The sequence below is a fragment of the Frankia umida genome, from assembly GCF_023242945.1.
GTDB lineage: Bacteria > Actinomycetota > Actinomycetes > Frankiales > Frankiaceae > Frankia > Frankia umida.
Map to the genome: position 1 here is coordinate 1 of NZ_JALKFT010000021.1, position 22,383 is coordinate 22,383.

The 22,383-nt window shown below is 73.7% G+C and carries 20 protein-coding genes; 14 read left to right on the forward strand and 6 right to left on the reverse strand.

What is annotated here, in order from left to right:
- Positions 1–2,138 precede the first annotated feature (2,138 nt).
- Positions 2,139–3,164 carry a tetratricopeptide repeat protein gene (locus MXD59_RS18540; RefSeq protein ID WP_248825995.1) on the forward strand — a complete coding sequence of 342 codons (1,026 nt, stop codon included), beginning with the start codon at positions 2,139–2,141 and terminating at the stop codon, positions 3,162–3,164.
- Here the strand turns inward: MXD59_RS18540 and MXD59_RS18545 are convergent.
- Positions 3,144–4,520, reverse strand: coding sequence for a DUF1015 family protein (locus MXD59_RS18545; protein WP_248825941.1), 1,377 nt, complete (start codon positions 4,518–4,520; stop codon positions 3,144–3,146). The genes MXD59_RS18540 and MXD59_RS18545 overlap by 21 nt on opposite strands.
- Positions 4,521–4,760: 240 nt before the next feature.
- Between MXD59_RS18545 and MXD59_RS18550 the strand changes: the two genes are divergently transcribed.
- From MXD59_RS18550 to dmpI, 8 genes are all read left to right on the forward strand, one after another.
- Positions 4,761–5,228 carry a tetratricopeptide repeat protein gene (locus MXD59_RS18550; protein WP_163548378.1) on the forward strand — a complete coding sequence of 156 codons (468 nt, stop codon included), beginning with the start codon at positions 4,761–4,763 and terminating at the stop codon, positions 5,226–5,228.
- A gap of 98 nt (positions 5,229–5,326) precedes the next feature.
- On the forward strand, positions 5,327–6,616 hold the full coding sequence (locus tag MXD59_RS18555) for an HAD-IIA family hydrolase (protein WP_372512131.1): 1,290 nt from the start codon (positions 5,327–5,329) through the stop codon (positions 6,614–6,616).
- Between the two features lie 92 nt (positions 6,617–6,708).
- Positions 6,709–6,894: a hypothetical protein gene (locus MXD59_RS18560; protein WP_163548379.1), complete on the forward strand. Its 186-nt coding sequence runs from the start codon at positions 6,709–6,711 to the stop codon at positions 6,892–6,894.
- Positions 6,895–6,908: 14 nt separating this feature from the next.
- On the forward strand, positions 6,909–7,958 hold the full coding sequence (locus MXD59_RS18565; protein WP_248825942.1) for a TlyA family RNA methyltransferase: 1,050 nt from the start codon (positions 6,909–6,911) through the stop codon (positions 7,956–7,958).
- The gene (locus tag MXD59_RS18570) at positions 7,955–8,842 is read left to right on the forward strand and encodes an NAD kinase (RefSeq protein WP_248816020.1); all 888 of its coding nucleotides are present in this window, start codon (positions 7,955–7,957) and stop codon (positions 8,840–8,842) included. The genes MXD59_RS18565 and MXD59_RS18570 overlap by 4 nt, the downstream gene beginning before the upstream one ends.
- Before the next feature lie 149 nt (positions 8,843–8,991).
- The gene (gene recN / locus MXD59_RS18575) at positions 8,992–10,746 is read left to right on the forward strand and encodes a DNA repair protein RecN (RefSeq protein WP_248816019.1); all 1,755 of its coding nucleotides are present in this window, start codon (positions 8,992–8,994) and stop codon (positions 10,744–10,746) included.
- A gap of 23 nt (positions 10,747–10,769) precedes the next feature.
- Entirely contained in the window at positions 10,770–11,702 is a 933-nt protein-coding gene (locus MXD59_RS18580; RefSeq protein ID WP_248816018.1) for a LysR family transcriptional regulator, read from the forward strand.
- Positions 11,703–11,862: 160 nt separating this feature from the next.
- Positions 11,863–12,045: a 4-oxalocrotonate tautomerase DmpI gene (gene dmpI, locus MXD59_RS18585; RefSeq protein ID WP_163548383.1), complete on the forward strand. Its 183-nt coding sequence runs from the start codon at positions 11,863–11,865 to the stop codon at positions 12,043–12,045.
- 125 nt (positions 12,046–12,170) lie between these two features.
- Here the strand turns inward: dmpI and MXD59_RS18590 are convergent, their stop codons facing one another.
- On the reverse strand, positions 12,171–13,076 hold the full coding sequence (locus tag MXD59_RS18590) for an alpha/beta fold hydrolase (RefSeq protein ID WP_248816017.1): 906 nt from the start codon (positions 13,074–13,076) through the stop codon (positions 12,171–12,173).
- 244 nt (positions 13,077–13,320) lie between these two features.
- Between MXD59_RS18590 and pyrG the strand changes: the two genes are divergently transcribed.
- Both pyrG and MXD59_RS18600 read left to right on the forward strand, forming a co-directional pair.
- Entirely contained in the window at positions 13,321–15,348 is a 2,028-nt protein-coding gene (pyrG, locus tag MXD59_RS18595) for a CTP synthase (protein WP_248825943.1), read from the forward strand.
- Positions 15,345–15,968, forward strand: a complete 624-nt coding sequence (locus tag MXD59_RS18600; protein ID WP_248825944.1) for an NUDIX domain-containing protein — start codon at positions 15,345–15,347, stop codon at positions 15,966–15,968. The genes pyrG and MXD59_RS18600 overlap by 4 nt, the downstream gene beginning before the upstream one ends.
- Before the next feature lie 83 nt (positions 15,969–16,051).
- On the opposite strand, the gene MXD59_RS18605 is transcribed toward MXD59_RS18600, so the two are convergent.
- On the reverse strand, positions 16,052–17,029 hold the full coding sequence (locus MXD59_RS18605; protein ID WP_248825945.1) for a PKD domain-containing protein: 978 nt from the start codon (positions 17,027–17,029) through the stop codon (positions 16,052–16,054).
- On the reverse strand, positions 17,026–17,619 hold the full coding sequence (locus MXD59_RS18610; RefSeq protein ID WP_248825946.1) for a hypothetical protein: 594 nt from the start codon (positions 17,617–17,619) through the stop codon (positions 17,026–17,028). The genes MXD59_RS18605 and MXD59_RS18610 overlap by 4 nt, the downstream gene beginning before the upstream one ends.
- 327 nt (positions 17,620–17,946) lie before the next feature.
- Here MXD59_RS18610 and MXD59_RS18615 point away from each other — a divergent pair, with 327 nt between their 5' ends.
- Entirely contained in the window at positions 17,947–19,104 is a 1,158-nt protein-coding gene (locus MXD59_RS18615) for a tyrosine recombinase (RefSeq protein ID WP_248825947.1), read from the forward strand.
- A 103-nt stretch (positions 19,105–19,207) separates the two neighbouring features.
- Here MXD59_RS18615 and MXD59_RS18620 read toward each other — a convergent pair whose 3' ends face one another.
- Complete coding sequence (locus tag MXD59_RS18620; protein ID WP_009742848.1) at positions 19,208–19,426, reverse strand: hypothetical protein; 219 nt, start codon at positions 19,424–19,426, stop codon at positions 19,208–19,210.
- A gap of 451 nt (positions 19,427–19,877) precedes the next feature.
- On the opposite strand from MXD59_RS18620, the gene npdG reads away from it, so the two are divergent.
- Positions 19,878–20,561 (forward strand): NADPH-dependent F420 reductase, encoded by a 684-nt coding sequence (gene npdG, locus MXD59_RS18625; protein WP_248825948.1) that lies wholly within the window; start codon positions 19,878–19,880, stop codon positions 20,559–20,561.
- A 31-nt stretch (positions 20,562–20,592) separates the two neighbouring features.
- Positions 20,593–21,378 carry a helical backbone metal receptor gene (locus MXD59_RS18630; protein ID WP_248825949.1) on the forward strand — a complete coding sequence of 262 codons (786 nt, stop codon included), beginning with the start codon at positions 20,593–20,595 and terminating at the stop codon, positions 21,376–21,378.
- A 59-nt stretch (positions 21,379–21,437) separates the two neighbouring features.
- Here MXD59_RS18630 and panB read toward each other — a convergent pair whose 3' ends face one another.
- Positions 21,438–22,349: a 3-methyl-2-oxobutanoate hydroxymethyltransferase gene (gene panB, locus MXD59_RS18635; protein WP_283097129.1), complete on the reverse strand. Its 912-nt coding sequence runs from the start codon at positions 22,347–22,349 to the stop codon at positions 21,438–21,440.
- Positions 22,350–22,383 lie beyond the last annotated feature (34 nt).

Consider the following 22,383-nt stretch of genomic DNA (forward strand, 5'->3'; position numbering starts at 1 on the left):
GGTGTGGATGGGTTCCGTGGGCTGTCGGCTTGTTTGCCGCCGGCCCTTTTTCTTTGCTGCGGGCGAAGTCGCAGGCGTGAACGACCCATCTGCACCCGCATGACCATGAGGCCTGCGGGAGGCGTCGCGGATCGTGGCAGTGATCCGAGGGGTGCCGCTGCGCCGCGGGAACAGGCAGGCGCCGAGCGGGCGAGGTGGGGTGAGGCGGAGTCGCGCTGCGCGGTCGGTTGGATCGCGGGGGACGCGGGTGGGGATGACGGGGATGACCGTGATGGGGACCGGCTTGACCGTCCCCGTACTGTAGATCCGGTCGTCGTGCGGTGGAGAGGAAGCCGTGGGCCCGGTGGGCTCCGCGGCGCGGATACGACGGGTGCGCGGGTGATCGCGCGGGTAGAAGTCTGGGGTGTGCGGTACCTGCGGTGGTGCGGGCGGCAGACCAGTGGTGGCGGGTAAACGAAGGGGAACAACCGTTCATGGCAAGGGACGAAGCAGCTGATGGGGGCGACCGGCGACGGTCCGCCGGGGCCGGCGGGTCCGGGCGACCGGACGGAGGTCAGCGCCGCGGCGGCTGGTCCGGCCGGGACGGTGGGAGTTCCGGGCGGCCTGCGCGCGGCGGCGCCGCGGGCGCATCAGGCCGCGGTGGCGACGCCGTGCGTGGGGCCGGTACTCGTGGAGCGGGCAGCTGGTCGGGTGCCCCCCGCGCCGGCGGGCGGGCGGATGCGGCGGGCGGGGCTGGTCGGGCACGTCCCGCGCAGGTTCGCCGGTTCGAGTCGACAGCCCGTGGTGGCCCGGCTCGCTCAGGCTCGGGCGGCGCACCCTCGGGCCCCGGTAACCCGGATCGGCCTACCTGGACGGACCGCGGCGCCCGTGGGGATCGTGGGGACCGTGGGGACCGTGGGGATCGCAGCGGTGGAGGTCGTCCAGACGCCGGCGCAGGTCGTCCGAGCGCCGGCGGAGCTGGGCGCCCACAGACCGATCGGGGCAGATGGCAGGGTCCGCCCAACGGCGGCCAGGCCCGACCCGACCGGCCCGCACGCTTTGACCGAGCCGAGCGGGCCGACCGGCCCGAGCGTGCCCGGGGACCGGTGGATCGCCGTGACCGTGGGGCGGGCGACACGCGTGTCCCGCATGATCGTGCCGCTGGCGTGAGCCCGGGCAGGCCGGAGGCGGCCGGTGGTCGCACCAAGCTGGCCGCGGAGGCGGCATGGCGCGCGCGTCGCACGGACCGGGTTCAGCCGGGGACGTCGGCTGGGAGATCGTTCTCGGGGGACGGCGACCGACGCGGAGCGCGTGGTGGTCAGGACAGTCGCTTCTCGACGTCCGCACGGGACGAGCGCGGTGCGCGACCGGCCGCGGATCGGCGGCCACCAGGTGCGGACCGTGACCGCTCCGAGTCGACCAACCGGTGGCAGCGGCCATCGGGGCCGTCCGCGGGTGGGAGCCACCGGGCCGAGCAGGCTGAGGTCCGCACATCGCGTCCGCCGCGTCGCGACGATGGCGCTCGCTCGGACCGCGGCGAAGGTTCGGCTCGGCCCCCGTGGTCGGTGCGCCCGGAGCGGACCTCGCCTCGGCCCGACCGATCCACGGACCGGCCGGAGCGCTCAACGGCGCGTCCCGACCGTGGCTATGACCGGCCCGACCGCACGGCGCCGCGCTCGGATCGCCCGGCACGCCCGGAGTGGTCGCCGCGCCCGGAGCGATCCTCCGGGCCCGCGCGGGAGGCAGCTCCGCGTCGCGACGGATGGTCCGAACGGGCGGGCTCGGGACGTCCCCACGGCGATGCTCGGACGTCTCGCCCCGAGCCCTCGGCCCGCTCTGACAGTTCGTCGCGTCCGGATCGGCCCTTCCGGCCTGACAGTTCGTCGCGTCCGGATCGGCCCTTCCGGCCTGACAGTTCGTCGCGTCCGGATCGGCCGTTCCGCTCTGACAGTTCGTCGCGTCCCGATCGGCCGTTCCGCTCTGACAGTTCGTCGCGTCCCGATCGGCCCTTCCGGTCCGACAGACCGGCTCGTCCGGACAGCGCCGCTCGACCTGATCGGTCGGCGCGTTCGGATCGCCCGTCCCGACCGGTTCGGCCGGATCGTGGGGATCGGCCGGGCCGTCCGGAGCGGCCCGAGGGGGGTAGCCGGCGGCCGCGGGTGGTCACGCCGCCGCTGCCGGAGGAGGCCCGTGCGGACCTGCTCGACCAGGACGTCCGACGGTCGTTGCGTGGTCTGCCGTCCAGTCTGGCGGACACGATCGCCCGGCATCTCGTCGCGACGGCTCTGCTGCTCGACGACGATCCGGCCACGGCGCTCAACCATGCCCGGGCAGCGGCCGACCGGGTGCCGCGACTCGCGGCAGTCCGGGAAGCCGTCGGTATCGCGGCCTACCACGCGGGGGAGTACGCCACCGCCCTGCTCGAACTGCGGGCGGCCCGGCGGATCGATGGCTCGGCCCACAACCTGCCGCTCATGGCGGACAGCGAACGAGGTCTTGGCCGGGCTGACCGGGCGATCGCCTATCTTCGCGATCCCCAGGCCGAAAGCCTCGACCCGGCGGCCCGCGCGGAGCTGCTGATCGTGGTTTCCGGCGCCCGTCGTGACCTCGGTCAGCCGGACGCCGCCGTGCTGCTGCTGCGGGATCTGGCCAACGTCAAGGGCACGCCGCCGCCGTGGGCCCCCCGCCTCTGGTACGCCTACGCCGAGGCGCTGCTCGCGGCCGGACGGGACGAGGAGGCGGCCCGCTGGTTCACGTCCACCGCGGCCATCGACGAGGGCGAGACCGACGCGGCCGCCCGGGCGTACTTCATCACCACCGGTGAACTCCTGCCGCAGGACGAGGACGAGGATCTCGACGACGACCCGTCCGACGAGGACGTGTCGCTCGAGCACCACGCGACATCGGACACCGAGGACCCCACGGAGGACCTCGAGCAGGACGTCACCGATGAGCCCAGCGAGGACCTCGACGGGGAGTTCGACGCCGAAGACGCGCAGGAGAGCCTGCTCGAGGATCTCTCCGCGTCGGACGGCGAAGGCTTCGAGGACGGCGACGATGAGAACGACGGTGAGGACGAGGACGGTGAGGACGGCGGGTCGGTAGCGGTCGACGCGCCGCAAGCGCCGGCCGCCGGCACGCGGGAGACGCCGCAGGCGGGGACCTCAGGAGACGAGCGGGCGTAGCAGCAGGCCGGTGCGGGGTTTGGGGGTGAACAGGGTCGACTTGCGTGGCATCCGTTCACCCGCCTGTGCCACGGCGGTGACGTCCTCGACCGGGGTCGGGTTGAGCAGCAGGGCGGTGCCGCCGGCCGCGGCCGCGGCCGCGATCGCCGCGGGCACGTCATGGTGGTAGTCGACGACATCCACCGTGTCGGGCAGACCCCACACGTCCACGATCAGGGCGAGGTGGGCGATGGTCACGTCGAGGCGTCGGAAGGCCTCGGAACGGTCGGCGGGCAGGCTGCGCGCGAGCAGCGCCGGGTCGGGCGCGGTGAGCAGGTGGGACGTGGCGCCGTCGGTGAGCACGAAGGCGGGCCCGTGCCGTCCGGCCGCGGCCAGTTCCGCGAGCAGCCAGTCCCCGTCGGCGGTGGCACCGCTGGCGGCGGGCGGTGCGGTGAGTGGACGGACGGTGAAGGCCGCGCTGGCGCGGCGGACGGCTTCGGCCAGGGGCAGCGCACCGATCGAACGGTGGATCGCGTGTACCCGCGGGCCGGAGACGGTGGCATCCACGAGGAACGCGAGCCCGAAGTCCCAGGGGCCGGGACCGTCGCCGGCGGCGTGCCGCTGCGCCTGGTACTGCCGGTAGGTGGCGTAGCGGTGGTGACCGTCGGCGATGACGGCTCGCCGGGGTAGCAGGTCCGCGGCGACGGCGTCGAGGGTCGCCGGGTCGTCCACCAGCCACAGCCGGTGGGTGACACCGTCGTCGGTGGTGGTCTCGACGGTCGGGGTGGTCGTGACGACCGTGGCCACCAGCCGACTGGTCGGGCCGCCACCCGCGTACAGCAGGAAGATCGGCTCGAGGTTGGCCTCGGTGGCCTGGGTCAGGGCCAGCCGGTCCGCGACCGGGCCGGCCATCGTGTTCTCGTGCGGCAGGATGATCCCGGCCGCCGGATCGGCGAGGGCGACCGCGCCGATCAGACCACGCTGGACATGCCCGTCCTGTTCCTCCTCGCAGACGTACACCGCCGGCCGTTCGTCGCGGCGCAGCACCCCCGAGGCGAGCCAGTCGCGCAGCGTGGCGGCGGCGGCCGGGTAGTCGTCGCCGGGCAGGATCAGCCGCACCACGTTGTGCTCGTCGCTGGCCCAGAGCCGGGCCCGTTCGGCCTCGTCGATGATGTCGTAGGGCGGTGAGGTGCGGGCGGCCAGGGCCGCCCCGTCCACGTCGAACCTGGCCGCCCGGATCGGCGCCAGGACAAGACCCGCCGGCTCCGGGACGGAGGTCGGCCCCGGCACGGCTGCCGGTGGCGCGGCTGCCGGTGGCGCGGGGTCGGACGCGGTTGGCACACCTGGGTTGGGTCCGTGGGCGTCGGCGTTCACCATGAGCCGCATGCTAGAACCGCCGGCGGTCACCGCGGGGCAGACCGCGGTCACGCCACGAAAGTGATCATTATCCGATCCGGGGGTCTGGGGGACGACGTGCGGCGACACTGGGGATCGGGCCCTGGACCACGGGCCGGTGGGGGCGTCCGGGAGTGCCCGTGCGTGCGGCGGTGTTGGTCCGCAGGGACGGGTCTGCCAGCGGATCGCCGGACGGTGAACGCCTACGTCGTGGAGGTGGAAATGGCTGACGACACCAGCCGCCCGACACACGGACCGGACGATCCCCTCGCGGGCGTCGAGCGTGGCCACGCACCCCCCGAGGGGGCCCGTTCGGGCCCCGCCGGCGAGGTCTACGACTGGTACACCCGGGGGATGGCGCTGCTCGGCCACGGCGATGCGAACGCCGCGGTACAGCTGCTCGCGCACGCGGTCGCGGCGGAGCCGGCGTCCCCGAGCGTGCGGGAGGCGCTTGGCCGGGCCCAGTTCAGCGCCGGGCAGTACGTGGCGGCCCGCGAGACCTTCGCCTGGATCGTCGATCGCCATCCCACCGACGACTACGCCCAGTTCGGCCTGGGCCTGTCGGCCCGCAAACTCGGCGATCTGCGGGCCGCGGTGGAGCATCTGGCCCTGGCCGTGGCGATGCGTCCGGACATCAGCCACTACGGCGTCGCGCTGCGCGGAGCCCGCGCCGCCCTCGCCCGCGCCTGAGCGCCCTCCCACCGGACGACCCTCCCACCGGACGACCCCGTCCGACGACCTTCCCAGCGGACGACCTTCCCGCCGGACCGAACAGAGGAGAGACATTCGTGGCTGTCGGAGCGGACACCGTCATCGCATCGGACGGCACGTCGGACGGCACGAGGTCGGACGGCACGTCGGACGGCACGAGGTCGGACGGCATATCGGACGACACGAACACGTCGGACGGCACGAAGGGGAACGCCGCGGGGGCGGGGCGCGCCCCGTTGCAGGGCAGCGACCAGGCCCTGGTCGAGCTGTTCGACGTGGCGCTGATGGATCTGGACGGCGTGGTCAACCGTGGTGGCGCCGCCGTGCCCCACGCCGCCGACGTGATCGCCCGGGCCGCCGAGCGGGGACTGCGCACGGTGTACGTCACCAACAACGCGCTGCGCCCACCGGAGGCGGTCGCCGACCGGCTGACCGGGTTCGGCGTGCCGGCACAGGCCTCCGACGTGGTCACCTCCGCCCAGGCCGCCGCACATGTCCTGGCGGGGCGGCTCGCCGCGGGCAGCCGGGTGCTGGTGCTCGGTGGACGTGGGCTGCGCGAGGCGGTCACCGCCGAGGGGCTCACCCCGGTGGAGCGGGCCGACGACGAGCCGGTCGCGGTCGTCCAGGGCTTCGACCCCGAGCTCACCTACGCCCGTATCGCCGAGGCCGCCTACGCCATCCGCGCCGGTGCCTGGTGGGTGGCCAGCAACGCCGACCGGACCGTCCCCACCGAGCGGGGCATCGCGCCGGGCAACGGCTCGATCGCCGCGCTGCTTTCGGCGGCGACCGACCAAACACCTCTGGTCACCGGCAAACCGGAGGCGGCCATGCACGCCGAGTCGATGCGCCGCAGCGGGGCCCGCACCCCGATCATCGTCGGTGATCGTCTCGACACCGACATCGAGGCCGGTACCCGTTCGGGCACACCGACCCTGCTGGTGTTCACCGGCGTGACCACCCCCGCCGAGCTGTTCGCCGCCCCGCCCGAGCACCGTCCCACCTACATCGCCGACGACCTGCGCGGCCTGCTGCGCCCCGCCACTGCCACCGCCGCCGTCCCGACCCGTCCCGCACCGGATGTCCCAGCGTCGGTCTCGGACGGCGCGGCGGACGGGGGGTTCGCCGCCACCTGCGGGCGCTGGACGGCCACTGTCGTGGACGGCACGCTGACCTGGTCGTCCGAGCCGGCTGGGAGTGCGTCCGAGCCGGCTGGGAGTGCGTCCGAGGGGGACGACGGACTGGACGGGTTGCGGGCCGCGTGCGCCGCGGGGTGGGCGGCGGCCGACGCGGGGGTGCCCGTCCAGCGGGTCGCCGGCGAGCGGCCGCCGGGCTGCGAGGGGCTGCGCGCGCCGGGCGGGCGGGGCTGACGGTCATGACGCCGCGGGCATGAGATACGTCGCATGCCATCTGTCGGAGCGGACCGTCGCATCCACGACCGAAAGTGCGGGAGGCTGACAGAGTGAACACCGACAGTCTGCCCGCCGAGATCCAGGCTGCCCTTGCCCGGCTGGACACCCTCGACGTCGTGGCGACGTCGGCACACGTGGAGGTCTTCGAGGAGATGAACCGTCTGTTGGCCGAGGCCCTCGCCGACCTGGACGGCTCCGGCGGGACGGCGTCCGGCGCGGCCCGTCCGGCGCCCTGAACCGGGTCACGGACATGCCCTCGCGTCGCGTGCGGCTGGACCGGGAGCTCGTCCGGCGTGGGATGGTCCGCAGCCGGGAGCAGGCGGTCGCCGCGATCAGCTCCGGCCGGGTGCTCGTCGGCGGCATCCCGGCGACCAAGGCGGCGACCGTCGTCGATGGCTCCACCTCGATCGCGCTGGCCGCGGGGAACGACCCGGGCTGGGCGTCCCGCGGTGCGCACAAGCTGCTCGGTGCCTTCGCGGCGTTCGGGGTCCCTCCGCTCGCCGACCCCGATCGGCCGGGCGCGGATCCGAGTTCGTCCCAGCCGGTGGAGGTGGACGGCGCCGCTGTGGCAGGTGACGCCGCTAGGGGTGGCGTGGCTGGCGGGGTGGGGGAGTGGCCGGTGCTGGTGGTGGCGGGGCGGCGGTGCATGGATGTGGGGGCGTCCACCGGTGGGTTCACCGATGTGCTGCTGCGCCACGGGGCCGCGTCCGTCGTGGCGGTCGATGTCGGCTACGGGCAGTTGCTGTGGCGGCTCCAGGCCGACCCGCGGGTGCGGGTGCTGGACCGGACCAACGCCCGGGCGCTGACCGCGGCGGCCGTCGGCGAGCCGGTCGAGCTGGTGGTGGGCGACCTGTCGTTCATCTCGCTGACGCTCGTCCTGCCCGCGCTGCGCGCCTGCGCCACCCCGGACGCGGACCTGGTCCTGCTGGTCAAACCACAGTTCGAGGTCGGACGGGACCGCCTGGGCGCCGGCGGCGTGGTGCGCGACCCGGGCCTGCACGCCACCGCCGTGCGTGACGTCGCCACCGCCGCGGGGCAGCTGGGGTTGGGCGTGCGGGGGGTCACGGCCAGTCCGCTGCCGGGGCCCGCGGGCAACGTCGAGTACCTGCTGTGGCTGACCGCCGGCGCCCCACCCCTCGTTCCGGACGACCTCACCGCCGCGATCGCCGCCGGCCCCGTCGGTCCCGTCGGTCCCGTCGGTCCCGTCGGTCCCGCCGGCTCGGCTGGTCCGGCCGGACCGAGCGGCTCGAGCGGCCAGGCCGTGCCCGCGGGCCACGCGCGTCCCGGAGCGGCCGAATGACGCGGGAGGTGCTGCTGGTCACCCATCCGCGCCGGTCGGTGGTGCGGGACAGCGCGCAGCAGGTCATCGAGGGGCTCACCGCGGCGGGGATCAGCCCGCGGGTGCTGCGCGGTGAGGCCGAGCAGCTTGACCTCACCGGCGCCGCGGTCGTCCCGCATGACCCGGACGCGGCCGTCGGAGTGGAACTGGTCGTCGTCCTCGGGGGGGACGGGAGTCTGCTGCGCGGCGCCGAGTTCGCCCGCACCGCCGACGTGCCGCTGCTGGGCGTCAACCTCGGGCATGTCGGGTTCCTCGCCGAGGCCGAACCGGAGGCGCTCGCGTCCACCATCGACCATGTCGTGCGCAAGGACTACACGGTCGAGGACCGGATGACCGTCGACGTCACCGTCCGCCGGCAGGGGACGTTGCTCTACACCGGCTGGGCGCTCAACGAGATGTCGCTGGAGAAGGCCGAGCGGGCGCGGATGCTCGAATGCGTCCTGGAGATCGACGGGCGTCCCCTGTCGCGCTGGGGCTGCGACGGGGTGATCTGCGCGACGCCGACCGGGTCGACGGCGTACGCGTTCTCCGTGGGCGGGCCGGTGATGTGGCCCGGGGTCGAGGCGCTGCTGGTCGCGCCGATCAGCGCGCACGCGCTGTTCGCCCGGCCACTGGTGCTCGCGCCCAGTGCCACCGTCGCCGTGGAGGTGCTCGAACCGGTGCCCGGCATCCTGTACTGCGACGGGCGGCGGCTGCTCGAGGTGCCGCCGCAGTCACGGGTCGAGGTGGTCCGCGGCGGACGGCCGGTGCGCCTCGCGGTGGTGCATCCGCGGCCGTTCACCGACCGGCTCGTCGCCAAGTTCGACCTGCCGGTGGCCGGCTGGCGGGGTCGCGCCGAACGCTGACGTCCCGCCGCGTCGAACCCGCCACGTCCGGTGATGCCATGGGCCGCAGGGGGCGGACGGGGGCGCACGACGGCCAAGGATGTGGGGCGTTGCGGGTGTCGGGCGGTGAGGATGTCGGGGAATGCGGTGGTGCGGCTAGAGTTCGGGTCGTGCTCGAGGAGATTCGCATTCGCGGCCTCGGAGTCATCGACGACGCCGCCCTCGGTCTCGCCGCCGGCCTCACCGTGGTAAGTGGCGAGACCGGCGCGGGCAAAACCATGATCGTCCAGGGGTTGGGGCTGCTCACCGGCGGCCGGGCCGACTACGGGCTGATCCGGCCGGGGGTCGAACGGGCCTTCGTCGAGGGGCGCCTGGTCATCCCGGTCGACTCCGGCGTGGCCGCCCGGGTCCGCGAAGCCGGCGGCGACCTGGACGACGACCCCGGCGGCGTCGTGCTCGTCGTCGGGCGGACGTTGACGGCCGAAGGCCGCTCCCGGGCCCAGGTGGCGGGCCGGTCGGTGCCGGCGAGCCTGCTCGGTGAGATCGCCGAGGACCTCATCGCCGTGCACGGGCAGTCCGAGGCACAGCGGTTGCTGCGTCCATCGACCCAGCGGGAGGCGCTCGACCGGTTCGCCGGTGAGACGGTCGCGAAACCCCGCTCCCGCTACGCCACGGTGTACGCCGAGCTCGCCCGGGTCAGCCGCGCCCTCACCGAGATCACCGAACGCTCCCGCGAGCGTGAGCAGGAAGCCGAACTGCTGCGGATCGGCCTCGCCGAGGTGGAGCGGGTGGAGCCCGAACCCGGTGAGGACAGCACCCTCGGCGCCGAACTCAACCGCCTCGAACACGCCGAGACCCTGGTCCGCACCGCCCGCACCGCGCACGCGGCGCTGCTCAGCGACCCGGCGTCCGGCTCCGACGAGCCGGGCGGCGCCGATCTGGTCTCGGTGGCCCGCCGCGTCATCGACGGCGACGCCGACCTCGACCCCGAACTCGCCGCTCTCGGCGCGCGCCTCACCGAGATCGGGATGCTGCTCACCGACGTCGCCGCCGACCTCGCCTCCTACGCCGAGGGCATCGACGCCGACCCGGTCCGTCTCGGCGACGCCCAGGCCCGCAAAGCCGCCCTGACCAGCCTCACCCGCGCCCACGGCACCGACATCGACGGTGTCCTCGCCTGGGCCGACCAGGCCGGGCGTCGCCTGCTGGAACTGGACGGCAGCGCCGAGTCCGCCGAGTCCCTCACCGCCCGCCGCGACGAGCTGACCGCCGAGCTCGCCGGCCTCGCCGGCGAGATCACCGCTGCCCGTCTCGCCGCGGCCACCCGTTTCGGTGCGGCTGTCGCCGCCGAACTCGCCGGCCTCGCCATGCCCCGCGCCCGCGTCCAGGCCGTGGTCTCCCAACGCGACGACCCCGCCGGGCTGCCCATCGCCGAGCGCACCGTCGCCTACGGGCCCTCCGGTGTCGACGACGTGGAACTACGCCTCGTCCCCCATCCCGGGGCACCGGCCCGCCCGGTGCACAAGGGCGCGTCCGGCGGTGAACTCTCCCGGGTGATGCTCGCGATCGAGGTGGTGCTCGCCGCCGCCGACACCGGCTCCACCATGGTCTTCGACGAGGTCGACGCCGGTGTCGGCGGCCGGGCCGCCGTCGAGATCGGCCGGCGCCTCGCCCGCCTCGCCCGCACCCATCAGGTCATCTGCATCACCCACCTGCCGCAGGTCGCCGCGTTCGCCGACCGCCACCTGGTCGTCCACAAGGCCGACGACGGTTCGGTCACCCGCAGCGGCGTGATCACCCTGGACGATGCCGGCCGGGTCCGCGAACTGTCCCGGATGCTCGCCGGCCAGGAGAACAGCTCGCTGGCCCGCGGCCACGCCGAGGAGCTCCTCGCCGCCGCCGCCGCCGACAAGGCCCGACCCTGACCGCCCGGCGCTGACCGTCCGGCATGGAGCTGCGCCAGCTGCGTTACGTCGTCGCCGTGGCGGAGGAAGGGCATTTCGGCCGGGCCGCCGAGCGGCTGTGCACCGGGCAGCCCGCGGTCAGCCAGCAGGTGCGCCGCCTCGAACGTGAACTCGGCATCGACCTGTTCGACCGCACCCCCCGCGGGGTGCGGCTGACCGCCGCCGGTGAGCTCTTCCTGCCCGAGGCCCGCGCGGTCCTCGCCGCCCAGGACCGGGCGCGGGCGGTGGCGGCCCGGCTCGCCGGCGAGTACACCGGAACACTGCGGCTGGGTACCAGCCGTGGTCTCGGCGAGCGGCTGGCCGCCGTCCTCGAACGGCTGCGGTGGCGTGCCCCGCACCTGGAGGTCGACCTGGTCGCGGCGCCGACCCGGGTGCGCCTCGACCAGGTGGCCGCCGGCACGCTGGACGCCACCTTCCTGCGCGGCACGGATGTGGACGGCGCCTGCCGGGCCATCGAGGTGTGGGAGGACCCGCTGGTCGTCGCCCTACCGGCCCGCCACGAGCTCGGCGCAGGTGCCGGCCTCGGTACCGGTGCCGACGCCGAGGCCGACCCGGGTGTCGCGCTCGCCGACCTGGCCGCTCTGCCGCTGCGCCTGGTGCCCCGCGCACGCAATCCCGTCCTGGTGGACCTGGTCCTGCACGCCTGCCGCGACGCCGGTTTCCAGCCGGTGCCGAGCCCGCTGACCGGCAGCACCCTCGAGGACACCCTGGCCGCGATCGGCGCGGGCACCCCCACCTGGACGGTTCTGTACGCGGCGCACGCTCAGGGACTGCACGCCCCGCGGGTGGCCTTCCGGACGCCGCGTGGCACCCGACTGTCGGTGCCCACCTCCCTGTGCGTGCGCGCCACCGCCCCGACGCCGTACCTGCCGCTGCTGTTGGACGCCTGCGCCGCCGCGGGGCATCACGATTCGTGATGACGGCCAGCTCCGAATGCGTCTTTGTGGACGGCCGCGACCGGGATGAACTGGTGACACCGGCCGCACCTGACCGGTCACCGGTGCTCGGCGCGACCGCGCCCGCCGCCCTGACGCCCCGCCGCTCCGATGGCGAAGCGTCCCAGGACAGGAGAACCCCATGCCGATCGTCACCGTGCAGCAGGGACCGCGCGACATCGAACTCAAGCGCCAGCTCGTCCGGCGCATCACCGATGCCTTCGTCGACACCCTCGCGCTCCCCGCCGAGACCGTCCAGGTGTGGATCCAGGAGGTGCCCACCGACAGCTGGGCGATCGCCGGCACGCTCACCGCCGACGCGTAACCACCCGCCGGGGCCATGACCAGGCCCGGACCTCGACCGCCACCAGCCAGGCCAGGCCAGCGGTGGCGGTCGAGGAACCGATCAGCCGAGCGGCCCGCTGGCCGGTCACGCCGCGCCGCCGCCGGTCAGGAGCAGCGTTGCAGGAACGGGTGCAGCGCCCGCGTGACCAGGTCGGGGGCGGTAGCCGTGACGAAATGGTTCTGCCCGGCCAGAACCACCTGTTCCACCTGCGACAGGGTGCCGACGAGCGCGTCCATCGTCTCCGGAAGGGGCGTCCAGGACTCGGAGCCACCGATCACCAGAGTCGGTGATCCGATGGCTGACCACCGGGTCACATCCTCGCTGTCAGTGGTCATCGCCTCCAGATCATGCAGCGCCGCGCGGGCGATCCGGAGCCGCACCGCCGCACCGGCGGGATCCCGATCGTCCACCGGGACCCGCGTCCCGGTACTGGTTACGTCCGGGTCGCCGTCCGGCGGGTCGTCATCGTCGGAGCCGGCCAGCAGGGTCGCCGGGGCGCGTGCGACCTGCTGGGCGAACAGCCGGGACGCGCCGGTGAGGTCATCGGCGGCGAGCAGGGCCCGGTACTGGCTGAGGACCGGCACCAGCCCCGGCCCCGCGGCGAACAGCGGTGGCTCGAACAGTGCGAGCGCGCCGAGTGCGTGCGGATCGGTAAGCGCGGTGTGCAGCGCGAGCGTCGCCCCGTAGGAGCCGCCGACCAGATGCGGTCGGCGGCCCGTGCCCGCCCGGTCGTGCGCGGCGGCGAGGACCGCCAGCACGTCGTGCACCTCGGCGGCGAACGTGTTCGCCTGGTTCGGCGTGTCACTGGGAGCATGACCGCGCCTGGCCATGAGCCAGCATTCAAAACTGTCGCTGAGGCCCTCGGCGACAGCCTGGAACGAGTCCAGCCCGCCGTATGAGCCATGTACCAGCACCACCGGCTGCCCGGCCCCGACGCGGCGCACCCCGATCCGCGTGCCGTCCGCCGAGACCACCTGCCCGTCCGTGGCCACGTCTCGTCGATCCGTCACCAACCGATCTTCTCACGCCGCCCGGGGGCCGATGGGTTCGAGCCGGCCGGGCGGCCCGCTGGGTGGTCGCGTCCTTTTTGTCCGCCGCGGCGGCCGGTGTGACCGGATCCTGCTCCGGTGTCCTGTCGCCGGCCGTGATGGTGGGCGGGGGTGGCCGGCGATGGCAGGGCGGCGGAGAGCTGTTACCGTGAAGTCCCGTGGAGACGCCGGGTCCGGACCGGCGGCGTGACCACGGGAGTTTCGTGTGGGCCAGTCGCATGTCACCAAGCACATCTTCGTCACCGGCGGGGTCGCCTCGAGCCTGGGCAAGGGGCTGACGGCTTCGAGCCTGGGCCGGTTGCTGAAGGCTCGTGGCCTGCGCGTCACGATGCAGAAGCTCGACCCCTACCTCAATGTTGACCCGGGCACGATGAACCCGTTCCAGCACGGAGAGGTGTTCGTCACCGACGACGGCGCCGAGACCGACCTGGACATCGGGCACTACGAACGTTTCCTCGACGTCAACCTGGACAGCAGCGCGAACGTGACCACCGGCCAGGTGTACTCGGCGGTGATCGCTCGCGAGCGGCGCGGGGAGTACCTCGGGCAGACGGTGCAGGTCGTCCCGCACATCACCGATGAGATCAAGGACCGGATTCGCCGGCTGGCCGGTGACCACGTCGACGTGGTCATCACCGAGGTCGGTGGGACGGTGGGCGACATCGAGTCACTGCCGTACCTGGAGGCGATCCGGCAGGTCCGCCATGAGGTGGGCCGGGACAACGCGCTGACCGTGCATGTGAGCCTCGTGCCGTATCTCGCACCGTCCGGTGAGCTCAAGACCAAGCCGACGCAGCACTCGGTGGCGGCGTTGCGCAGCATCGGGCTGCAGCCGGACGCGGTGGTGTGCCGGTCGGACCGGCCGCTGCCCGACGCCCTCAAGAAGAAGATCGCGCTGATGTGCGACGTCGACGACGAGGCCGTGGTCGGCGCACCGGACGCGAGTTCGATCTACGACATCCCGCGGGTGCTGCACCGGGAGGGGCTCGACGCCTACGTGGTGCGCCGCCTGGGACTGTCGTTCCGCGACGTCGACTGGACCGAGTGGGACACGCTGCTGCGCCGCGTCCACCAGCCGAAGAACACCGTGACGATCGGCATCGTCGGCAAGTACGTCGACCTGCCGGACGCCTACCTGTCGGTCACCGAGGCGCTGCGGGCCGGTGCGTTCGCCACCGACACCCGGGTGGAACTGCGCTGGATCACCTCGGACGAGTGTGACTCCGCGCAGCAGGCCGCGGCGCTGCTGCACGGCGTCGACGGGATCATCGTGCCCGGCGGATTCGGCATCCGCGGTATCGAGGGCAAGCTGAGCGCGCTGCGCCACGCCCGGGAGAACCGCATCCCGACCCTGGGTATCTGTCTGGGCCTGCAGTGCATGGTGATCGAGGCGGCCCGCAACCTCGCGGGTCTGGCGGGTGCGAACTCCACCGAGTTCGCGCCGGACACCGACAGCCCTGTCATCTCGACGATGGCCGACCAGCACGAGGTCGTCGCCGGTACCAGGGACATGGGCGGGACGATGCGCCTCGGGCTCTACACCTGCGTACTGGAGCCCGCCACCATCGCGCGACGCGAGTACGGCGCCGCAGAGGTGGACGAACGCCACCGGCACCGCTACGAGGTCAACAACGACTACCGCGACCAGCTGGCCGCGGCGGGCCTGGTCTTCTCCGGGACCTCGCCGGACGGTCGCCTGGTGGAGGTCGTCGAACTGCCGGCGGACGTGCATCCCTACTACGTCGGCACGCAGGCCCATCCGGAGTTCCGTTCCCGTCCGACCCGGGCCCATCCGCTGTTCCGTGGCCTGGTCGCGGCGGCCCTGCTGCACGCCGACCGGCGCCGGGGCGTCCTGCCGGTGGACCTGCCCGTCGGACTGCCCGCGGAGCCGGCCATCGAGTCGTTCACCGAGCCCGCGGCGCAGGTGACCACGGGATCACCGGCGGCGAGCGCGAGCTCCGCGTCGCCGTCGGCCTCCGCGCCGGCGACGGCACCGGCGGCACCGGCGGCGGGGACGGCCGCTGGCCGAGGGACGGGACGGCGTGGGTCGGGCGCGGGACGCTCCGGCGCGACGGCCTCCAACGGCGTGGCCCCATCCAACGGCGTGGCCCCATCCAACGGTGTGGCGCCGTCCAACGGGGTCGCTCCGTCCGGTGGTGTGGCGCCGTCCAACGGGGTGGCCTCGTCCAACGGCGTGGTGGTGGGCGACGGCGGCGCGCTGGTGTCGCCGTGACATCCACCGAGCATCATTACGAGACCACCGAGAGTTCGGTCGCCTACACCGGGCGGATCATCGCCGTGCGGCGCGACCTCGTCCGGATGCCGGACGGGGATGTCTCCCAGCGTGACGTGATCGTGCATCCCGGCGCGGTGGGGGTCGTGGCGCTCGACGAGGACCAGCGTGTCGTGCTGGTCCACCAGTACCGGCATCCGGTCGGCGGCCCCCTGTGGGAACTGCCCGCCGGCATCCTGGACGTGGCCGGCGAGCCGGCGAGCGTGGCCGCCGCGCGGGAGCTGGCGGAGGAGACGGGGCTGTGGGCCGACCGCTATGACCTGCTGGTCGACGCCTGGTCCTCACCGGGGATGACCGACGAGGCCTACCGGGTGTTCCTGGCCCGCGGCCTGCACGAGATCCCGGTGGAGCAGCGGCACGTGCCCGAACACGAGGAGGTCGACATGGGCGTGGCCCGGATCGACCTCGACGAGGCGGTGCGTCGGGTCCTGCACGGCGAGATCACCAACGGGATGGCGGTCATCGGCCTGTTGGCGGCCGACCGCTGCCGGTCCGCCGGCTTCACCGGGCTGCGCCCGCTCGACGCGCCCTGGCCCGCCCGTCCGGCCCACAGCGGCTGACCGACCGGCCCGGCAGGTCGAGGTCCGGGGGCATCGGCGGCCCGTGACGGCGGCGCTGTCCCCGAGCGTTCGTGGGCAGCGCGCTAGTCGTTGTGGACGAGGACGCCGGACGCCTCGTTCACGACCAGAGGTTGCACGGCGGCGAGGACGACGGCGTCGAGCGGAAAGGCCTGCGCGACGCCGGGAACGGTGAAGGTGCCCTGCCAGGTGACGGTCAGCGTCACCTGGTGGTCACCGGCATGGTCGTAGGTGTGGCTGACATAGGCGTCCGGGTGTTCCCGGGGAGAGATCGCCGAGTCGTACGGGCGCCCTGGCGCGTCGGGGCCGATGTCACCGTCACCGAACTCCCACCGGTAGTGCGGGACCGCGCTGATGGTGGCGACCACCGGCTCCTCCACGTTGAACGTGTACGTGTTCGGGACGGGCGTGTGGAGAATCGTCGCGAGACCCGCGAAACTGCGGCCGGACGGGGAGATCACGATGGTCGGTTTCGGCAGGATCTTCTCGCGCAGGTAGTCGTTGAGCGCGGCCTGCACGGCCGCGAGCGGGACGGCGTTCGTGGCCGGAATCAGATAGTTGAAGTTGAGGCAGCCCGCTGACTGCTGCTCCCACTGCGCGCGTACCTCGGGGGACATCTGGGTGTTCTTGCCGAGCACCTCGAGCATCTCGCAGATGACGGTCGGATCGTCCTGGCAGAACTCGCCGCAGTGGGCCGCCCACCGCCCGGTGCCGGTGCCGGCGTCGGTGGCGTCCGATATTCGTTCGAGCTTGCCGTCGTGGTAGCGGTACTGATAACCCTGCGCGGTGGCCCGGGTGTCGCAGGCTCCCCACAGCACGTCACCGCAGGGAACCACGGTGTCGTTGGGAGCGGCGACGGCCCGGCCGGCCCCCAGACCGCCCGACCACCCCGAGCCGTCCGACCCACCCGGCCAGCTCGACCCGCCCGGCCAGGTGGGCATCGCCACGCCGGTGCAGGTCATCACCACGGCCACCACCAGGATCAGCGCCGCCCGCCGCCCGGTGTGCCGGCCGCCGGCGCTGGCGGGGGTGGGCGCGGTCAAGAGGGGCCCGCCGCGTAGCGCAGGGTCTGGATGCGCCAGCCGCCCGCGGTGAGGGTGAGCTGCGCGGTCGCGGCGCGGGCGGGGACACCGGCGGCGTCCTCGACGTGCCGCCCGGCCGCGTCGAGCAGGCCGACGGTCGCCGTGCGCAGCGTGAAGGAGGCGGTGGCGGCCAGGCCCGCGTACGGCTGGGCCGTGAGGTCACTGGGCTGGTAGGCGGGTGCGTCGGCGTGCAGGCCGCGCTGGGCCAGCGAACGCGACACCCCGACGTCCAGGGCGCAGGTCTGACAGCCCTCCAGGGCCGTCGCTGTGATCACCGCGAGGCGCCCGGCTCGGGTGGCATCGTTGATCTCCTGGAAGTACGCCGCGACGGTACGCACGGCGGCGGGAGCGCTGACATCCGGCGTCGGAGCGGCGCTGGTGCCGCTCGCCGTCGGGCTCGCACCACCGGCCCCCGAATGGACGGGGAGCGCGGCACCCTGCGGCCCCCCCGACCCGCCGCACGAGGACAGCAGCTCCGCTCCCAGCACGAACCCGACCAGCAGGACGAGCCCCCGCCGCCGCAGGTGCACCCGCGCCCGGCGCCGCGACACCGGCGATACCGCGACCGCCTGAGCCGCAGACGAAACCGGTGCGACGGCCCCGGATGGCACCGACGGCGCCGACCGCCGTGGCGATGGCCCCCTCAGCGACCCGGGTGACGCAGGGTGCGGACCGCGGGGTGGCGTGGTGACGTCGATGATGGTGACCCCCAGCCGTGCGGCGCGACGTGATGGTCCGGTGGCCATCCGCACAGATCGCCAGAATAGCCGTCGAATCGCGGCATGTGGACGGGCAACCGCAGACAACTGCCAGCAGGTCCTACTATCAGGTTGATGATGGCGGCCGACGGCGACGAACCCCTCCGGGAGCGTCCTGACGTGCCCGTCGCCAATGCCGTAGACCTGGCCGGCAGCGGGCCTCTCGCCAGCGCCGGGCCTCTCGCCAGCAGCGGGTCCTTCGCTGAGGTCGGGCCGGCGGATGTGGTCGCCCGTTATCTCCACCACCTCGAAGGCGAGCGTGGCCTCGCCCGTAACTCGGTCCTCGCCTACCGTCGCGATCTGCGGCGGTATCTCGTCCATCTGGCCGCGCGGGGGTTGCCCTCGTTGGACGCGGTGGGCGAGGCGGAGGTTGCCGGTTTCGCCGCGGCGCTGCGCGCGGGGGACGACGAGCATCCGCCGCTGGCCGCCGCGTCCGTGGCGCGGATGCTCGTCGCGGTGCGGTCACTGCACCGCTTCGCCGCCGAGGAGGGGGACGTGCGTGAGGACGTCTCGAAGCCGGTACGGCCGCCGGCGCCGCCGCGGCGTCTGCCCAAGGCGCTCACCGTCGACCAGGTGAGCGCGGTGCTGGCCGCCGCGGGCGGCCAGCACGCCACGGCCCCTGCCACCTCCGGTGGCAGCGGTGGTGGCGGTGGCAGCGGTGATGCGCTGGAGGCCGCCCGTCGGCTCCGGGCCACCGCCCTGCTGGAGCTGCTCTACGGGACCGGCGCGCGTATCTCCGAGGCGGTCGGCCTCGACCTCGACGATCTGGACCTCGAAGCCGCGTCCGTGCGCCTGCACGGCAAAGGGGGGCGCGACCGGGTCGTCCCGCTGGGGCGCTGCGCGGTGCTGGCGCTGGCGGACTATCTGCGGGCGGCGCGGCCGCGTCTGGCCGCGGCCCGCTCGGGGGCGGCGGTGTTCCTGTCGCGACGCGGCAACCGGCTGTCCCGCCAGAGTGCGTGGACACAGCTACGCACCGCGGCCGCGGCGGCGGGGGTGGACGGCGTGTCACCGCACGTGCTGCGGCACTCCTTCGCCACCCACCTGCTCGACGGGGGCGCGGACGTCCGGGTCGTGCAGGAGCTGCTGGGTCATGCCTCGGTGAGCACGACCCAGATCTACACCCTCGTGACGGTCGACCGGCTCCGTGAGGTGTATGCCACATCACACCCACGTGCGCTCGCCACCGGCGGCCCGGCCACGCGTGGCCGCCCGGGCGATGAGGGTCCCGCCGTGGATCGTCCCGCCCGGGGATTCAGCGAGCCCACCGCGAGGTTCTGACCCGGCGCGCCTGCCGTGGATCGGCTGCGGTGAGCTGGACGTCAGCCTCCGGCGTGGCGCGCTGCGGTGCGGCCAGCGCCAGGAGGGTCACCCGGGTGCGGGTTCAGGACGGGGTGTACGGCCCAAGGCTCGGCATGCCGTTCGAGGGTGCCGAGGTGGGAACCCCGCCGACGCCGCCCACCGCCTGGGTGCTGCGCTCCGCGAGCGTCTCGCCCACCTTGCGCGCGATCGCCTCCATCAGGCGCAGCGCCTGCGGCAGCGACAGGTTCAGTACCACTTCGCTGTCGTTCGTCATCGCGAAGCGAACCGATACGTCCGCCATTGCTCGACCTCTCTCGCCTGTTTCGTTAGATCTACCCGTTGCGTGTGAAACCGAACGGTACGGCCCATCTCCGGCCAACGCACGCCCGGGGTTACCGGACCCGCCCGGAGCATCGCCATGGGTACCGTTCCGCTCGCTGACGGTGGTGATCCACGAGCTGTAACTCTCTGTCACGTGCGCTGCTCCTCTGCCGGTAGCGACGTGTGTGGGAACCCGTCTGCCCGGTCGAAGGTCCCGGCCGGCGAGCGCGGGATGATCGGACACGTAGCTGTCCCGTTGTTCATGCATAGTCCCTCATTGCCCCCGGCTGTCCGTCGGCGGGTGGGGGTGCCATGAGTCGGTGCGCCGGAGGGTGAACGATCTGGTTCCGGCCGTCCAGTCCGCCGGCCTGCGGGTTCACTCCCGGTCGCCGAAACGCGCGGCAGGCGGACGACTCGGGCAGGATGGCAGGGTGACCTCGCCCAAGCATGTTCCCGCGGACGTACCCGACCTCTCCATCGGCATTCTCGGCGGTTCCGGACCGCAGGGCGGCGGCCTCGGGCTGCGTTTCGCCCAGGCCGGGCACCTCGTGCTCATCGGTTCGCGTTCCACCGAGCGTGGCGAGGAAGCCGCCGCCAAGCTCGCCGGACCGGGCCTGCGCATCGAGGGCGCCGACAACGCCACCGTCGCCGCGCGGGCCGACGTCGTCATCGTCGCCGTCCCCTGGGACGGGCACCGCGAGACGCTCGAGTCGCTGCGCGGCCCGCTGACCGGGAAGATCGTCATCGACTGTGTCAACCCGATGGGCTTCGACAAGGGCGGCGCCTTCGCCCTGCCCGTGCCGGAGGGCAGCGCCGCCCAGCAGGCCGCCGCCGTCCTGCCCGAGAGCACGGTCGTCGGTGCCTTCCATCACGTCTCCGCCGTCCTGCTCGCCGACGAGACGGTCGAGTCGATCGACACCGACATCCTCGTGCTCGGCGACGACCGCGCCGCCACCGACCTGGTCGCCGCACTCGCGGAGCGCATCCCCGGGATGCGCGGCATCTACGCCGGCAAGCTGCGCAACGCCGGTCAGGTGGAGGCGCTCACCGCCAACCTGATCTCGATCAACCGCCGGTACAAGGCCCACGCCGGCCTGCGCGTCACCGACGTCTGACCGGACTGGACGAGCCGGGATCGGACTGACTGTGACGCGGGGAGCGCCGGACCGTCGGGCCACGTCGACGGACCTCGATGACCTCGGGCTCGCCGTGGCCGTTCCCGACCGGATCGAGCGGGTGGTCTCGCTGGTGCCGAGCCTCACCGAATCGGTCGCCCGCAGCGCCCCCGGGCTGCTCGTCGGGGCGACCGACTGGTGCGGCGAACCACCCGGGCTCGAGGTCACCCGCATCCGCGGCACGAAGAACCCCGATCTGGCGGCGATCGTCGCCCTCGCCCCGGACCTCGTGCTCGCCAACGCCGAGGAGAACCGGGCCCCCGACCTCACCGCCCTGCGGGACGCCGGACTCGCGGTATGGGTGACCGCGCCCACCACCGTCGACGGCGCACTGCACAGCCTCGACCGGATGCTGCGGCTGGCCTGCCGCCTGCAGCGTCCCCCCTGGTGGGAACAGGCCCGGGCCCTCTGGTCGGCGCCCCCACCGCCGGGACCGCGCCGCCGGGCCCTGATACCCGTCTGGCGCCGGCCGTGGATGGCGGTGGGCCGTGACACCTTCACCGGGGACGTGCTGCGCCGGCTCGGCGTCGACAACGTGCTGGCCGACGCCGACCAGCGCTATCCCCGGTTCGACCCGGCCACGGTGCCCCCGCACGACCTGGTCGTCCTGCCGGACGAGCCGTACGCGTTCAGCCCCACCGACGGCCCCGAGGCGTTCACCGCGCCGGCGGTGTGCGTCTCGGGGCGCCTGCTGACCTGGTACGGCCCGTCCCTGGTGGCGGCGCGCACGGAACTCGCCGCCGCGCTCGCCCGCTAGCCGCTGGCGCGCTGCCCGCGGACGCCCAGGGACGGCACCGTCGTCACGGGCCGTTGCGGTCAGTAGCTGTGTTCGACGGTGGGGTAGCGGCCGTCCCGGACCTCGTCGCGGTAGGTGCGCGCGGCCGTGCCGAGGGCGGTGCGCAGATCGGCGTACCGCTTGACGAAACGAGGGGCTCGTCCGGCGCCGAGACCGGCCATGTCCTGCCAGACCAGCACCTGGGCGTCGCAGTCCGCGCCGGCGCCGATCCCGACGGTGGCGATCCGCAGCTCCTTGGTGACCCGGGCGGCGAGCTCCGCGGGCACCACCTCCAGGACGACGGCGAACGCGCCGGCCGCCTCGATCGCCAACGCCTCGGCCAGCAGCACGTCACCGGCCGCGTCCCGTCCCTGTACCCGGTAACCCCCGAAGGCATGCACGCTCTGCGGGGTCAGCCCCAGATGCCCGACGACCGGGATGCCGGCGGCCGTGAGCGTCCGCACCGCCTCAGCGACCCGCTGGCCGCCCTCGAGCTTCACCGCCTGCGCCCCACCTTCCTTCAGGAAACGGGTGGCCGTCTCCAGCGCCTGCGCCGGCCCCGCCTGGTAGGACCCGAAGGGCAGATCGGCGACGACCATCGCGTGCGGCGCCCCGCGCACCACGGCGCGGACCAGCGGAATCAGCTCGTCCACCGTGACGGGGATCGTCGTGTCATAGCCGTAGACGACGTTGGCGGCCGAGTCACCGACCAGCAGGACGGGGATCTCGGCCTCGTCGAAGATGCCCGCGGTGGTGAAGTCGTAGGCGGTCAGCATCGCCCACTTCTGCCCGCGGGCCTTGGCCGCCGCCACATCGCGCACGGTGAAGCGGGTCCGGCCACGGGGCTGGCTGGCCGTGGTGGCACCCTCCTCGGGAGCCACGTAGGAGCCTGTGCCAGGGGAACCTGCGGCGGGGGAGACGGCGCTGTGGGAACCAGTGTCTGACGACGTCATGGGCACTCCTGATCCGTCCGTCCGGGCGACGGGG